The 14,571-nt window shown below is 67.3% G+C and carries 11 protein-coding genes; 2 read left to right on the forward strand and 9 right to left on the reverse strand.

Annotated features, from left to right (window positions below):
• Positions 1-4 precede the first annotated feature (4 nt).
• The 4 genes from QMO56_RS11265 to QMO56_RS11280 all read right to left on the reverse strand — a co-directional run bounded on the left by QMO56_RS11265 (position 5) and on the right by QMO56_RS11280 (position 3,764).
• A complete protein-coding gene (locus QMO56_RS11265; RefSeq protein WP_283525766.1) occupies positions 5-1,381 on the reverse strand; it encodes an L-serine ammonia-lyase in 1,377 nt (458 codons plus the stop codon).
• Between the two features lie 441 nt (positions 1,382-1,822).
• Positions 1,823-2,056 (reverse strand): hypothetical protein, encoded by a 234-nt coding sequence (locus QMO56_RS11270; protein ID WP_283525767.1) that lies wholly within the window; start codon positions 2,054-2,056, stop codon positions 1,823-1,825.
• A gap of 581 nt (positions 2,057-2,637) precedes the next feature.
• Entirely contained in the window at positions 2,638-3,117 is a 480-nt protein-coding gene (locus QMO56_RS11275) for a hypothetical protein (RefSeq protein ID WP_283525769.1), read from the reverse strand.
• A gap of 281 nt (positions 3,118-3,398) precedes the next feature.
• Positions 3,399-3,764 (reverse strand): hypothetical protein, encoded by a 366-nt coding sequence (locus QMO56_RS11280; RefSeq protein ID WP_283525770.1) that lies wholly within the window; start codon positions 3,762-3,764, stop codon positions 3,399-3,401.
• 963 nt (positions 3,765-4,727) lie between these two features.
• Between QMO56_RS11280 and QMO56_RS11285 the strand changes: the two genes are divergently transcribed.
• Positions 4,728-5,096, forward strand: a complete 369-nt coding sequence (locus QMO56_RS11285; protein WP_283525771.1) for a hypothetical protein — start codon at positions 4,728-4,730, stop codon at positions 5,094-5,096.
• A gap of 120 nt (positions 5,097-5,216) precedes the next feature.
• Here the strand turns inward: QMO56_RS11285 and QMO56_RS11290 are convergent, their stop codons facing one another.
• From QMO56_RS11290 to QMO56_RS11305, 4 genes are all read right to left on the reverse strand, one after another.
• Positions 5,217-6,584, reverse strand: a complete 1,368-nt coding sequence (locus QMO56_RS11290; protein ID WP_283525773.1) for a hypothetical protein — start codon at positions 6,582-6,584, stop codon at positions 5,217-5,219.
• Positions 6,581-7,114 (reverse strand): hypothetical protein, encoded by a 534-nt coding sequence (locus tag QMO56_RS11295; protein WP_283525775.1) that lies wholly within the window; start codon positions 7,112-7,114, stop codon positions 6,581-6,583. The genes QMO56_RS11290 and QMO56_RS11295 overlap by 4 nt, the downstream gene beginning before the upstream one ends.
• A gap of 421 nt (positions 7,115-7,535) precedes the next feature.
• Positions 7,536-10,760 carry an ATP-dependent helicase gene (locus QMO56_RS11300; protein ID WP_283525776.1) on the reverse strand — a complete coding sequence of 1,075 codons (3,225 nt, stop codon included), beginning with the start codon at positions 10,758-10,760 and terminating at the stop codon, positions 7,536-7,538.
• Between the two features lie 179 nt (positions 10,761-10,939).
• The gene (locus QMO56_RS11305; RefSeq protein WP_283525778.1) at positions 10,940-12,028 is read right to left on the reverse strand and encodes a hypothetical protein; all 1,089 of its coding nucleotides are present in this window, start codon (positions 12,026-12,028) and stop codon (positions 10,940-10,942) included.
• A gap of 153 nt (positions 12,029-12,181) precedes the next feature.
• Between QMO56_RS11305 and QMO56_RS11310 the strand changes: the two genes are divergently transcribed.
• A complete protein-coding gene (locus QMO56_RS11310) occupies positions 12,182-13,192 on the forward strand; it encodes a TauD/TfdA family dioxygenase (protein WP_283525779.1) in 1,011 nt (336 codons plus the stop codon).
• A 308-nt stretch (positions 13,193-13,500) separates the two neighbouring features.
• On the opposite strand, the gene QMO56_RS11315 is transcribed toward QMO56_RS11310, so the two are convergent.
• A complete protein-coding gene (locus tag QMO56_RS11315; RefSeq protein WP_283525780.1) occupies positions 13,501-14,055 on the reverse strand; it encodes a hypothetical protein in 555 nt (184 codons plus the stop codon).
• Positions 14,056-14,571 lie beyond the last annotated feature (516 nt).

Below are 14,571 nucleotides of genomic sequence, written 5' to 3' on the forward strand. Positions count from 1 at the left end.
CGCCTCAGCACTCCGTCACGTTCACCGCGAGCCCGCCGAGCGAGGTCTCCTTGTACTTCGACTGCATGTCGAGCCCGGTCTGCCGCATGGTGCGGATGACGTCGTCGAGCGAGACGTGGTGCGCGCCGTCGCCGCGCAGCGCCAGCCGCGCGGCGATGATCGCCTTGTTGGCGCCCACCGCGTTGCGCTCGATGCAGGGGATCTGCACCAGCCCGCCCACCGGGTCACAGGTCAGGCCGAGATTGTGCTCCATGCCGATCTCGGCGGCGTTCTCCACCTGCGCGGGCGTGCCGCCCATCGCCGCCGCCAGTCCCGCCGCCGCCATCGAGCAGGCGACGCCGACCTCGCCCTGGCAGCCGACCTCGGCGCCGGAGATGGAGGCATTGCGCTTGTAGAGCACGCCGATGGCGCCGGCGGTCAGCAGCAGGTCGAGCACGCCCTCGGGCGTCGCGCCAGGGACGAAGCGCTCGTAGTAGTGCAGCACGGCCGGCACGATGCCGGCGGCGCCGTTGGTGGGCGCGGTGACGACGCGGCCGCCCGCCGCGTTCTCCTCGTTGACCGCGATGGCGAAGAGGCTGACCCAGTCGGTGACGGTCATCGGATCGGCCTCGCGCGGGCGGGCCAGCAGGTCGCGGTGCAGGCCGGCCGCGCGGCGGCGCAGATGGGTGCGGCCGGGCAGGTGGCCCTCGCCGCGCATGCCGCGGGCGATGCAGTCCCGCATGGCCTCGGCGATGCGGCGCAGCCCGGCCTCGATGGCCTGCGTGCCGAGGCCGCGCGCCTGCTCGTTGGCGCGCATCATCCCGGCGATGGTGAGGCCGCTGCGCGCCGCCATGGCCAGCATCTCGGCGCCCGAGGCGAAGGGATAGGGCAGGGCCACCGCCACCGCCGGCCCGGCCTCCCGCGCCAGCTCATCCTCGGTGGCGACGAAGCCGCCGCCGATCGAGTAGCAGACCAGCTCATCCAGCGTGGTCCCATCCCCCGCGAGAGCGGTGAAGCGCATGCCGTTGGTGTGGCCGGGCAGCGTCTCCCGCTGGTGCAGCAACAGGTCCTGCTGCTCGTCGAACGGGACGGGGTGGCGGCCATCCAGCCGCACCATGCCCTCCGCGCGGATGACGGCGACGATGCGGGTGGCCTCATCCGGATCCAGCCTCTCCGGCCATTCGCCGGAGAGGCCGAGCAGCACGGCGATGTCCGTCGCATGGCCGCGCCCGGTCAGCGCCAGGGAGCCGAACATCTCCGCCCGGACCCGCGCCGCCCGGGGCAACAGGCTCTTCCCGGCGAGCGCGCGGACGAAGCCCGCCGCCGCCCGCATCGGCCCGACCGTGTGCGAACTGGAAGGCCCGATGCCGATGCGGAAGATGTCGAAAACGCCGAACTCCACGTCCCTGTCCCCCTCGTTGTGCCGGAACCTGGCGAGGCGCGGAGCGGCTGAAAGTCCAGGCATAACTTGGCGCTGGCCTCGGTCTAACATGTTGAAACTAGATAATTCTACCTCGAAAACTAGCAATACTTTGACCGGGCAAGCCGCAGATTTCGAGGAATTCTGCCGCCCACAACGCTGCTCTGCAACAACCACCCCCATCACGGTGGCTGATTTTTCTTCAGCGCGGGCGGAACTGTACTTGCATGCGCCTCCTGGGCGCAATCGAATCCTGTCGCGTGCTTGCCGGAAGCTGCCGTTTGCTTTGGCTGCCGCAGGTGGCGGTGCACCGCCGCGGCACCGGATGGCAGTTCAAGCCAGACGACGCTCAACCGCGCCGCCTGGCCGCCATCAGTTTCTTCCTGCCAGCAAGACTGGGCCATTTCCCAACACTGCGTCGCTTCAGCGGTTAACGCAGCATACGATCATCTTCCACCGGATGGCGCCCTGGTCTTGACTGTGCTGCCGGTGGTTCTGCGACGGGAGCTGGACGCCCTTATTCGACGCGATCTCGTCGCCGCAGCCTTGACACTGGTAGATGCCATTGTCCGGCGGGGTCTCGCCAGGCTTCCAAATCTTGTCGAAGTTCGCGTGGTGGTTCTGCGACAATTTACTTGCGTCTTTATACCAGGCCATCAGTGGTTACCCTCCGTATGACGAAATATCCGCCAAGACCGGAGTAAAAAGTGAGTTTTGCGCGGAGAAGTTGCATACAACGCACCGTCTTTGCTGTTGGAGTGTGGCGTATGACGGCGTCTGAGTACCGAACCGTGGCGGTGGCGTGCTTGCTGGTCTAGAAGCGGTAACTCAAGGGGGCAGCGCAACTCATGAATGCGACTGCGAAGGCTTCTGGACCGCGCCGCCGAAATGGCTGGTCCTGCATGCCGGTAGCGCGCCACGTGCCAGTTGGAGGTTGCCGACAGGCGGAACTGGGTGGCTGTTGCCCCTCACGTCACTATGCGTGTAACTGACATGATGTCAAACCTCCTGGATCAGCTCGAGCAGGGGCAAGTACCCCTAGCCGATGAACTACATGCCTTGATCTGCCGCACCTGCAACGAGGTGGCTGGTGGCGACGAGGCTAGACATCATCGCCTGCAGCGGGCCTTGGTTGCCACCATCGGCAAGGCGCTGCTGGGTCCTTGCGGCCTGCCGCTGGAGTACGATCCAAAGTTCATCGCGGAGTTCTCTCGAGGGCCGCAGATAGGGAGACAACGCTAAAGCGTCAGCTGGAAGGCGAGGGGAGCTTTCAGGCGGCTCTCCTGGCCAGAGTGGGTGAACTGGCCTGGAGCAGCGGACGATATCACGTCATCCACCAGCGCAACCTCGGTACCGCTGGCGTGAACAGCAACGGGGAGACCTGCTGAGGTAACGGCTTTGACGGCAACAGCGACCCTGCGTGCCGCCAAGTTCCATGCCTCCAAGTCTCTAGCAGTGCAGAGCGTGTCTCCTGGGGCAGAGACTGGCCCGGATGGCGCTACCATCACGAAGGCACCGCCTGGACCGTCCAGGTCGAACCGGAGAACGGCGGTCCAGACCCCGCCGGGAACCGGAGGTGCTTCGGGATCAGCGGAAAGCACGCGGATACAGCCAGACAGCGCCGCGGCCTCTATGAGGGCGCCATTCAGCTCGTGTGCGAGCCGGTGGGCTTCCAGGAGGCCGAAGCCCAGCTTCGTTGCGCTGATCATGCCGTCCATCGTCCCGCCTTCCCCCTGTCCTGTGTAAGGTCGCCCAATGCTTGCCAAGTCACCTCGCGGGAATGCTTGCGAGGTTGTCGGCCCACGACGTCAGCTCCACTGGAGTCATTATTGATCGCGCCGCCTGACGCGGGAGCCCCCTTGGCCAGTCCCGGTTCCGGTCCAGTCCGCCAAAGTTGAGTGCCGCCAATCATGGAAGGCTGGCTGGGGAGCTAAGGCCAGGAGCAAGGCTGCTGGGCCAGCTGAACAGTCGGCCGACTGCAATCGGTGCGACGCCGCACCTACTTGGTGCGGCTGGCTTTCCAATCGCTGACCTCGATAAGGAGCGCGCAGTCCCCGTCATCGTTCCAGACTGCGGACCCCAGGTTCCAGTAGAACCGGTGGATCTTGGTCCCGGCGGCGTTGGCAGCCTCGGTGTTCGATCCCTTGCCGGTCCAGAGTGACACGAGTTCCCCCTTCTTGACGGCCTTGCTGGGGAACCAGAAGGTGTGACGCAGCCTGTTCGAGATCATCCCATCGCCGGTGAAGGTGCTGTCCGCCAGCAGGTACCGGTTGGCGTTGCAGTCCTCGACAGCCTCGAGGAGCACATGCTCCTTGGTGGCGTCGCCACGGTTGTAGACCGACAGGACCTTGAGCTTCATGGGCATCGCGGCGAATCTCCTTCTAACCTGAAGGTATGCCGAGCCGACCAGAAAGCTAGGCCCTGAGCAGGGCAGCGTCTCCTTCCACCGTCACGCCGCCACGCCGTCACGCGGTTGCCGAGGCCCGGTGCCCGCCGTGGCGGGGCATCAGCGGCGTGTCCACGTTGTGCGACCGGCATCGTGGAGCCACTCGGCCCTGCGGGCAGGCCACCTGTCCGCGCCAGCCACCGGTGAAGCGTGCCGCCAGGGCGGTTGGCAGGCCGGTATCGGCGTGGCGCGGTGGTGCCAAGTTGGCCTTGGCTGTGGGTGAAGCCTCCCACCGGTGCCCGGCTTGCTGCGGCAGCCCAGTGGGCAGGCTCGCTCTATCCTGGTCGCATCCGTGCGGAATCGCTTCCCCGTGGTGCATCGATCATCCCGGATTTGGAACTCGTGGGGTCGAAGCGAAAATGGGGCGCCTTGTCGAACGAGAGCACGGTCTGGTGGCGTTCGTAGCGATCCTACGTAACCGTCGCTGGCTTGCCATCCTGGTGCTCCTGCAGAAGCACCATGACAGTGACCTTCGTTCCGTCCTGTTCGGTGATACTGGCTACCATGCCGAACCGCGCCCCGACCCCATCCACCAATGCAACGACTTCGCCAGCCTCCGCGTCGCCGAAGGGTTTGCTGACCACGGCCGGGACGAGGCGGGACGCTGTGACGGGGTGAACGGTAGTCGGATGTGACGTCATGATGACTTCTGTGGCGACGCGGCGCCGCCCCCGCATAGCTGCGGTGAGCAAGTCGAGGTCGGGACGGCTGCCGATGGGATGGTGAGGTGGACGCTCCTCGCCAACAGGGGTTTTGGCCCAAGTGGCCGCCGGATCGGAGTCCTACGCTGATCCGGCGATGAGGGCGCCACGAACCCGCTCTCGTGCAGCGGCGCGGCAAAGGGTAACAAGGGACCCCCTTGGCAGCCAACATGCGGGACACATGCCCCCTTCGCCTGCTTCCGATAACCCGGACGAACTCCTCAACGCGGCAGAGCGTGACTTGATCCGCTGCGAACTCACCGTCCGCTTCGGCCGCCCGCCCGCCGTTGTCGACGGGATTCACCTGAGGGTCTGGCGCACCGGGCCGCTTGCCGGGCAGCCGAAGGTCCCGGTTGCCGTGCAGAGCATGGTGGATCGAGGCCTGATGGTGGTGCGTGGCGGTTCGCCGCACCTGGCCCGTGCCCACTTCACGGAGGCGGGTCTCGACGCGCTTCTCTGGTTGGCGGCGCAGCGTCGCGGCCTGGATCCGGTGCAGTTCGCGCACGTGCGGCAGGAGCTGGGAGTGGGGGCGTCAGAGACGAGCAGGTAGGCGCCGTGCCATCTTGGCCGCGGCTCCTGGCTCTCGTCCTGGAAACAGTGGTTAAACATGCTGCTCAGTGGTCCGACGCGGAACCGGCGATCCGCCAAGCCGCAATCCAGAGCCCCCGGGTCAGGCGGGTGGGCCGCCTGCCTGACCCGCATTGAGCTCCAGGCAGGGGGAAGGTTGCAGTTCCATACGCTGCGCGGTGAAGGTAATCGGCTCCGAGGGAGACCGGACGGCGTAATTGAGGGTGAGCGTGCCGAGGCGCCCAGGGCGATCGCTTTGGCTCTGCAGCCATCCGGCAAATTGCTCGGCATGGACGTAGTCGGTGAAGACCAGCGGGATCGTTGCCAAACTTTGGTCGGAGACGGTGAGGTTGCCCAGTGGGCCAACCACATCCTGCGACACCTGCCCGGTGAGCGAAATCTGGTACAGCGCTGGCCTCAGCAGCGGTCCTGCGAGTACGTCCACGCACCGTGTCCAGGCGCCGGTGCGGCGCTCGATGTGGTGCGCGCCCTCGGGAAGGTCACGTTGTCCGCCGACGATCCGGCGCAGCGTGAACTCCAGCTTGACCATCGCGACCAGCGGCACCCGCGGATAGGTCCTGATCGAGCCGGGCCGGGCTCCCGGGGGAACATTGATGGTGGTGCCCCGCGTGGGGAGTGGTGCGTCGATCACCCAGTAGCGAGCTGGCTGGGATGACGATGCCGTCCCCGTTTGGGCTGGGCCAAACGCACACTTGCCGGTCCGGGCCGGTGGCGGCGGAACCTCGCTCACCGTGCTCAGGTCGACGAAGACGTTCCCGTCGATCTGGTAGTTGGCCGATCCAGTCCGGTCGACCGTCATGCATGCGGGTTCGACGAAGGGATTGACGCCCCTGGTCTCCCGGATGGTGGTGGTGGTGACCAGCTGGCGACTTTGAGTCGCGCCTGCCTCCAGGCCAACCGGCAGGCCGGTGGCCTCAGCGCCCGCAGTGAGGCTCTGCGTCGTTTGCGAGCCGCTGGTACGCTGAACCTGAACACCATCCGTCAGCGTGATTTCGGCCTCGGTGTTGCGGTAGTCGCCGAACGTGAAGTTGAGAGGCCGGATGGAAGCACGGTAGCCCTCGATGCGATCTCCTGGACCCATCGTCCCGAAAGGACGCGAGACATTCAAGGCCACGCGTCGAGATGCCCGGTCGACCGGCGACTGGCCTTCGCGGGGCGTGTCGTCGGCGACTGTCGCGCCGAAGATGCGTCGCTCCAGGGCGCTTGCCCTTTCCGCTGACTGACCGGCAACGGCTTGGATGTACGCCTGCTGTGCTTCCCCGGCGAGCACGGTAATTGGCAGCGGCCTCGCCACAGGCGGGGCGGCCATGCCGACGGAGAGCGTCATCTCCAGCTCGTTATCGCCAGCGCGCACGTCCTCGGAGGATGCCCACCGGCGCAGGTCGGTCTTGTCGGCGCAGGCCGCGAGCAGGAAAACGAGAGGCAGCCCACGCCAGAGGCACGCGTTCACCGGAAGCTCACCAGCCTGACGATCACGAAACGGTCCTGGGTTCCGTCCTGGCACACGGGAGCGGTACGTCGCGAGATCTCGGTCATCCAGGCGCGGGGGCGGGTGGCATCCCCATGCGAGTAGCAGGGCAGTGCCAGCATGTGGTCTTTCGCCGCTCGCAGGGATGCGAAGGGCACTGGATCGATCGTCAAGTCATCCCAGTCATCTTCACGGACAGCGGCATACTCGGCGGTCAGGGAGATGTTCAGGACCGGAACGGTGCCATTCAGGGCGACCATCTGCGGCATGGTGTCGGCGGCTTTGGCCAATGATCCAGACGTCCGCTTCTTCGTTGCCGCAGGGGCTGGCTTAGCCATGGTGCCAGCCCCTTTCTTGCGCTTCTTCTTGGGCGGAGGCGGCTCTTCTGCCATAAGCGGGGATGCCTGCTGGATGAGGATGCGCCTGACCTTAGCCATTTTCATTTCGAACAGTAAACTAAAATCTCGTCTTCCGTGGCGGGGCACACGAGAACCGCTTTCGCTGAAAGCCAAGCAGCAGTGCTCGGGCCGCCATTCGGCTTGCGAAGAGCTCGGCTACGACTCCCGCAGCTCCGTGATGGGTTCGCCGAGGTCGACGTTGAGAGCCGCCGGTCTGGCTCTCACCTGCCCCGGAAGCCGCTCGGTTGTCCTGTCGCTCAGGAAGATCCGGAGCATCTAATCGCCGGACTTTGGATCATCTTGGCGAGCACCTGTAGCAGATGTTCGAGGACGTGGTCCGATCGGTCGCCTTGCCCATCTGCTGTGGCGGTGCTCGCCAGCGCAATCGGCTTCGCGGCGTCCAGCTACAGAAGCGACCTGGCCGAGGCGGAACGTGGCGCAGGACCGCATGGCCGCTCCTAGGCGTCGTGCACATCTGGTGCACGGACCGACCTGCCTCCTGCCGAGCGATATGGCAGGTTGAGCCTTTTCCTGGTTACCGCTCCTTCATCGCCAAGTCCCCGAAGGGGAGGCGGCCGCAGGCAAACCAATGCGGGCAGCGCGGGCAATCCTCTGCCTTGCCGATGGCTGGAAAAGATCCGCGCTGAAGTAGGTCGCCAAGCTCCTGCAGGGTCTGAAGCCTGTTTTTCAGCTTTTTGGGCGTGAGGTCGACAGGGTGCACCGTATCGTCGGTCAGGCTGACCAACTCCGCGCGGCCGCGACCAGCACCCTGCGCCTGGGCGGCAAGTAGCAGGAGGGTGAAGCCGATTTTCAGATCGTCCACGCGGCCGCTCCCGGTTCGGATGCGACGTAGGACGTGCTCGCCCGCCTCGGACAATGAATCCTCGGCATGGACGCGCACCTCGACACCGGCCTGGTCAACGACGACCACCGCGGACTGCATGGAAGTCCGTCCATTGAGGTGCCGGTGAAGCGCCGCGAGCAGCTTCGAGCCAAGGGCGCGGTAGTGCTCCGCATAACCGTGGTCCCACGGGCCATGCTCCAGCCAGATGGCCTCGAATGCTTGCTCCAGCTTGGCCAGGCCGGAACCGCCGAGGTGGGCATCTGCTTCGGCCATCTGGTTCAGCAGCCGGTGCACGCAGTCGTGGGTCTTGGCGAAGGGGCCAGTCTGGCGGGCCGCGCCGATGCCGAGCAGGGCGGTGTGCAGCATCCTGCGTGGGCAATTCTGGAGCTGCTCGAGTTGGTGCGCCTGCAGCCTCGCGCCGCCAGCGGGCCACGACACGGAAATGGCGCGTTCGGCAGCCGGTGGAGGGGGCAGGGCGGGCGAACCGCGCTTCACGAGCGGTGCGGGCGCGATCTTCGTGAGGAATGGCGACGGTGACAGTGCCCGGTTCCCGGCGGTCCGATCACTCCGGTAGAGGCGCAGGTGGGTCTTCGCGCGCGACAGCGCCACGAAGAAGAGGCACTCCTCCTCGGCGGCGGCGTCCTCGGCCGGGGAGTGCGGTCCGGCCGCCTCGATCAGCCCATGCGGCGGCGGGCAGGCCTGGCTCCTCTCGGGCATCGGGAAGCTCTTGTCGGTGAGACCTGGCAGGTGCACCGCCTCGAACTCCAGGCCCTTGCTCCCGTGCACGGTCATCACATGGACCGCATCGAGGCCCCTGGCCGCCTCCGGCACGTCGCCGAGGCTTTTCGCCTCGCCGAGCAGCGCGATCCGCCGCAGCCGCTGCATGAAGCGCCTGATGGGCGGCCCCGCCTCTCCAGGAGGCTGCGTGCGGACTGTCTCCAGGAGCCGCCAGACCGCGAGGCGGCGCATGCTGCTGGCCATGCCGTCGGCTTCGGCCACATCCGCCAGCCACCTCGTTCGGTCCATGACGTACGCGGTCAGGAACTCCCACGGCGTGGAGAAGGGCCCCAGGCCCGCGAGGTCGTCCCGCAAGCGGGCGAGGCCTGTCGCACCCTGCGCCGAGAGGCCGGGGAGCATCGCCAGGTCCGGCAGCGCCTCCAGCGCGGTCCGGTCGCCGGACCGCAGCGCCAACGCCACGGTGCGCACGTCCTGCAGGGTCAGGCCGTAGCGAGGCAGCGCCCCGACGCGTGGCAAGCCCGCGCCGGTGGGATCGACGGCCAGGCTGAGGAGGCTCAGGAGATCCCGCACCTCCTCGCGCTCCAGCAGGTTGCCGATGCGCAGCACCGGGATACCCGCCGCTTCGAGCGCGGCCGCGACCTTCTCGACCCGGGCGTTCGCGCGGCAGAGGACGGCTTGCTGGCCGTGGCGCACCCCGCGTTCTGCGAGCTCCCTCAAGCCTGCCACCACCGCGGCCAGTTCGGCGGCGTCGTCGGGGCAGACCGTGAGCGATGGCGCGTGCCCGGCCGTGCCGCGATAGGCGGACAGCTTCAGGGGAACGCCTCCCGCGGACGCGGCCATGGACGACGCGAACCCGACGAAGCCGCGGACCACCTCGGCCGAGGAGCGGTAGTTCGTGTCCAGTCCCAGGGCCACGTGGGGACCAAAGTCCTCCCCGAAGCGCGACATGCTGGCGGAGGACGCGCCGCGGAAGCGGTAGATGGCTTGCCGGGCGTCACCGACCGCCCAGAGTTCGCCGCCCCGGCCGACCAACGCCTTCAGGAGCCTGATGCTCGCGCGGTTGACGTCCTGGTACTCGTCCACCAGGACGTGGCGGTGCCGCTCGCGGAGCCCTGCCGCCAGGACGGGGTCGTCCTCGAGCAGCAGGGTCGGCAGCATGATCATGTCGCCGTAGTCGATGCCACCCGTCGCCTGCAGCTTGCCTTGGTAGGCCGCGTAGACGCGCGCCACCTCCTCGGCCCGCCCCGCGGCCGCCAGCTTCTCCGGGTCTCCCGCCGCGGCGAGGCGCATGGCGGCCGCGAGCTCGGCGTAGCGCTCCGGTCCGGCGACCTCGTCCTTGGCGCGGGACACGGCGCCCAGGACGTCCTTCAGGAGCCTCTCCGGTGACCACAGGTTGCGGTAGTGCTTGAGGTCGAGGGTGGCGAGGAGGTCCTCCAGGGCGTCGACGGCCGAGGCGCTGTCGAACAGCACAGGGCGATCCGGCAGGCCGAGCCGGTCGGCGTGGCGCCGGACGATGTCGGCGCCGAACTGGTGGAACGTGCCGACCCACACGCGGGCGCCGTCCTCCGGAAGCGCGGCGCAAATCCGTTCGGATGCCTCGGCTGCGGCACGATCGGAGAAGGTGAGCACAAGGATTGACCCCGGGTCCACGCCCGCCCCGACAAGGTGGACGATCCGCGCGACCATGGTGCGCGTCTTCCCCGTCCCTGGACCGGCGGACAGCAGCAGCGGGCCGCCAGCGTGCGAGACCGCGGCCGCCTGCGAGCCATCCAGGTCGGGCGCAGCCTTCGGGGCAGGGGAGGGCGCCTCCACGTCGGGCAGCAGCAGCGAGTCCAGGAGCTGCCTCTCGACCACGCCGCGGGGAAGCCCCGTGCTGGAGACGATGGCCGCTGCGGTCATTCTCCCGGCGAGGTGCATCCGGCGCGCGTCGTCACGGGGCAGGGCGAACTCCCGCGCGAACACCTCGGCCTCGAGCTCGCGCCGCTCCCGCGGGCCGTAGTCGGTCAAACGGACCGTGGCTGCCCCAGCCCGACCCGCGGCGACCGACATGTCGTAACCGGCGGTCAGGCGGTGGACAGCCTCGTGCCCCAACTCGTGGGCCAGGAGCAGGGCCCGCTCACCGTCGTCTTCGCGGTTCGCGCAGACGATGGTTCCCGCCTGAGGGTCCAGGAGCGCCATCGTCCCATTCAGGAGCGGGCTTCTCGCGGGCACCCAACTCACCTCGAACCCGAGATGGTCCGCGGCTGCCTCCGCTAGAGCCAGGATGCCGTGCGTCGCTGCCGTCGCCGAGACGGCCTGGCGGAGGGCGCGTGCCGCAAAGCGCGCGGCGTCGAAGGAATTCACCGCCGCGCGCCGGATCAGTCGGCCAGCATGTGCTGGATGGCGTCGGTGGTCATCCCAGCCTCGCGCGCGACCTCCTCCAGTGTCATGGCGCCTGCGGACGCGGTGGGCCTTCGCTTCGCCTTGGCCGCCATTGCTGGCGGGAGTCGTGCCCCCGAGCCTGCGTGGTGGATGATGTCGTTCGCTGGCACGGGTGTCGGCATGGCCCTGCCGATGCGCTCGGCGACTATCCCTGGTAGGCCCACGACCCGGCCATCCCTGATGGCGGCGAGAACCGTTCTCGGCATCCGAGCCCCTTCCGCCACCCGGGCGAACTGCTGGACGCTCAGGTCCGCGAAGGGATTGCCACGTGGGGAGCCGTCGGATGCGGCGGCTCCGACATCATGGTCTCGGATGGGCGTGCGCCCGCCCAAGGCGAGATGGAGAACGTAACGACACAGCTCCTGAAGCTTCACGCCGCTCTCGTGCGCCTCGAGCTGAAGCCTTGCGTGGGTTTCCGCGTCCATCCTCACAGTCCGGTAGACCGTCTCGTCGCCACGGTCCTGCCGCCCGGCGCGCAGCTTGCTCTCGTTCGCCGAAATGGCCGCCACGACACCGGCGCGCGTGGTCCGGCCTGTAAAGGTCCGGAAGGCGGTCAGACCCGCATGCAGCGCGTCCACAATGGCTTGGTTCGAGGCGGGGGCGCGCGGCGCGTCGGCGAGCAGGGCGACCTGCGCGGGATCAAGGCCGAGGCTGTAGCAACCCATCCGTTCCCGTGCAGCAAGCGAACGGACGTGCGCCTCCCTCAAGCTCTCGGCGTGCGTCCGGGCGAGGTTGTTCGCCCAACGCTCCAGGTCGGCTGGAGTCGCCGAATCGAGCAATTCACTGATCCGCCGGACGAACATGCGGTGCGCCTCGTCGGCCGCATCGCCGAACCCCTTGGCGCCATTCCGGCCCACGCCTGGGCACCAGACGATGTGGGTCCGCGACGGCTCATGGAAGTCATGCCGCGTCACGGCTCTGACCGCCCGTTCGAGGTCGCTCCGCGCCAGGTTGCCGGATCCATGTGCCCCGGCGGCTTCCGTACCACCATCGGTGGCGTGCGCCGTGCCCTGATGCCTCACCATGATTCGCTCCCCAAGATTACCGGACTCCAGCAGGGAGCCGACCGCGTCACAGGCTGATTCTCACCACTTGATGGTGAGTCTCACCGAAAGCCGGTGAGATTGCAATCGGGCTGGCGATGCTGCAGAAGGATTGAGCAGTCCGAGAGGCCGAGCGTGCCCATCCTTGATGCCATCCAGGAAATCGCAATCGATCCGGCTCGGCTCCCGGCCGCCCTTGCCGCCCTCCCAACCGGCGACCCGTGCTGCGACCCGGTTGGGCTTCACGCTGAGGCCGGTGATGCCATACAGGGGGCGCTCTCGCAGGATGATGCAATCACGCTCAGGCAGTTTGCGACTGGCCAGCAACCTTGGCTCGTCATACGTACTGGGATTAACCTGGCCGCGCTGCCCGAGACACCCACGGGCTTCGCCCCGCTACACCACCCTGCCTGGTGGCCCCTCGCATGGGCTACGATCGGCCTCATGTCGCTGGCGGGGGCGCGGCTGGTTTCATACCACTCCGAAAACGACGGCGCCGCGTTCGTGAACCTGGTCGCTCTGCCTGACCAAGAGGCAGGCGCCGGTGTGGCGGAGCGGTCCGTGGCGCCGATGAGGGGGCACACCGACGGTGCTTCGCTGCCGTTTCCCAGCGAGTTTATGGCGGGCGGAGAGGAGCAATCGCCCGCCCCCGACCTCCTGGTGCTGGTCGGGCTCCGCAACCCATCGGGCACGATGACCAGGCTCACGTCGGTGTCGTCGGTTCTGAGGACCCTGACGGATGAACAGTATGATGCGCTGCAGGGGCCATGGTTCGACATAAAGGCCCAAAGGACTTTCGTGAACGGGCGCACCAGGGTCGGTGCCCCTTTGCTGAGCCTTGTCGAGCCTCGTCACGGCAATTCCATGCGCTTCAGCCACAGCAGCGTGAGGGTCTCCCACGATGCGCCGCCTTTGGCACGTGAAGCCTTGGATGCGTTCTCCGCCGCCTTGCCTGGGCTCTACACCGACGTGGTGGTTGGGGCGGGGGACATCTGCCTTGTTCACAACAGGCAGGTGATCCACGGCCGCGCGGCGCCCGGGCCCGGCGTGGGGGGGCACACCCGATGGCTGCTGCGAACTTATGGCTGGATGAGCGACACCACCGGCAATCAGCGGCCCGGCGATCCGGCACACCTGCATCTCTAGACCGCGATCCTGCAGACCGCGGAGGCCACCCTGGTGAGCGCTTTGTCCTTGAGCGGGGAATCCGGCCACGCGGGTGCTCGTCACGAGGGACGGCGTGGAACTTCCGAAGTGGCTGTGCTTCCGCTCGCAGTCAGCAGGAAGACCGCCAGGATGCGGGGCGCACGTGCTGCCTGCTGTTCGAGGGTGCGGCTCATCTCGATGTTGTGGCAGAATTTGGACGCCAGAGGGTCGACATCCACCAGGAGCAGGAAGATGTGAGCCGCTCCGGCTCTCAGGGGGTTCCGGGGCTGCGGCGCCCGGACGATGGTTTAACTGGCAGAGCCGAAGCGAAAGAGTGCCATAGACGGCTGGCCGTCGATCGGCAGGTGGAGTTCCCATGTCTTGATTGCGACGTCTCCACTGCGGGCGGCGTCCGTCACCAGCTCCCCCGAGGCGATGTTGAAGTAGGCGGCCCTCGCGCCGGTGGCAGCGGCATGCTGCGCCGTCAGCAGTGTGCCGCTGCGCCCGACGATAAGCGCGCCGGTCGGGACCGGCCCGAGATGTGCCCGAACGGCTGCAGTGCCCCTTGGATCGAAGCTGAAGAAGGGCTTCTTTCCGAATGACAACACCGTCTGGTTGGGTTCGTAGTACTCCCACGCGACGGTCGCCGGGCCGCCGCCAGAGGCATCCCGCATGTAGACCATGACCAGCGTCCGTGTGCCACCCCGCTCGAGATGCGCACCAACCATGCCGAATCGCTCGCTGCCGCCATCGACCAAAGCCACGATATCGCCGGGCTCCGTGGCCTCGAAGGACTTGCTGGCCACCGCAGGGCGGAGGCGGGAGGCAGGCATCGCCTGGGGAGTAGATAGGTCCAGAGTCATGGGAAGTCCTGCAAAGGTGCGGCGCCGCCTCTAGGTGGCTGCGGTGAGCGAGCCATGGAGAAAGCACACTGCCGGATAGATGGTGGGGGTGAAGCCATCCGCCAACGGCGGCACGATGGGAGGAGCCGGTGGCTGCAAGCCGTTCGAACGCCATCATCAGAAGCACGGAAGGCACGACTGTGCCTTTTGCATGATTGCCGCCTGGTAAGGGCTAAGGAGTTCAGCGCTACGTCCGCGGCCGGATATGGCGGACGCTTGCGAGCTTCAACCATGTCTTTGGGGCTCGACCATATCCATTCTCCTCAGTGGCTCCCGCCACCTCCCTGGGTCCGGCGAACAGGACGACGTTCGCCCCCTTCTTCCCGGTGGCGCTGCTGTAGCGCAGCCCGTCGAGGCGGCGTAAGCGTCAGCCCGTTCCCGCGGGTGATGCGGTGAGCCTGAAGTTCCACGGCAGGAGTTCGTCGATGCGGTCGATGGTGTGGCCCCGGGCGAGGCGGTCGAGCACAACGGCGATGT

It is taken from the genome of Roseomonas sp. E05 (assembly GCF_030063475.1).
GTDB lineage: Bacteria > Pseudomonadota > Alphaproteobacteria > Acetobacterales > Acetobacteraceae > Pseudoroseomonas.

Coding starts and splice junctions, on each gene's coding strand:
- QMO56_RS11270 (WP_283525767.1), bottom strand. CDS start 2,056: ATGGCCTGGTATAAAGACGCAAGTAAATTGTCGCAGAACCACCACGCG.
- QMO56_RS11275 (WP_283525769.1), bottom strand. CDS start 3,117: ATGGACGGCATGATCAGCGCAACGAAGCTGGGCTTCGGCCTCCTGGAA.
- QMO56_RS11280 (WP_283525770.1), bottom strand. CDS start 3,764: ATGCCCATGAAGCTCAAGGTCCTGTCGGTCTACAACCGTGGCGACGCC.
- QMO56_RS11285 (WP_283525771.1), top strand. CDS start 4,728: ATGCCCCCTTCGCCTGCTTCCGATAACCCGGACGAACTCCTCAACGCG.
- QMO56_RS11300 (WP_283525776.1), bottom strand. CDS start 10,760: ATGGCGCTCCTGGACCCTCAGGCGGGAACCATCGTCTGCGCGAACCGC.
- QMO56_RS11305 (WP_283525778.1), bottom strand. CDS start 12,028: ATGGTGAGGCATCAGGGCACGGCGCACGCCACCGATGGTGGTACGGAA.
- QMO56_RS11315 (WP_283525780.1), bottom strand. CDS start 14,055: ATGACTCTGGACCTATCTACTCCCCAGGCGATGCCTGCCTCCCGCCTC.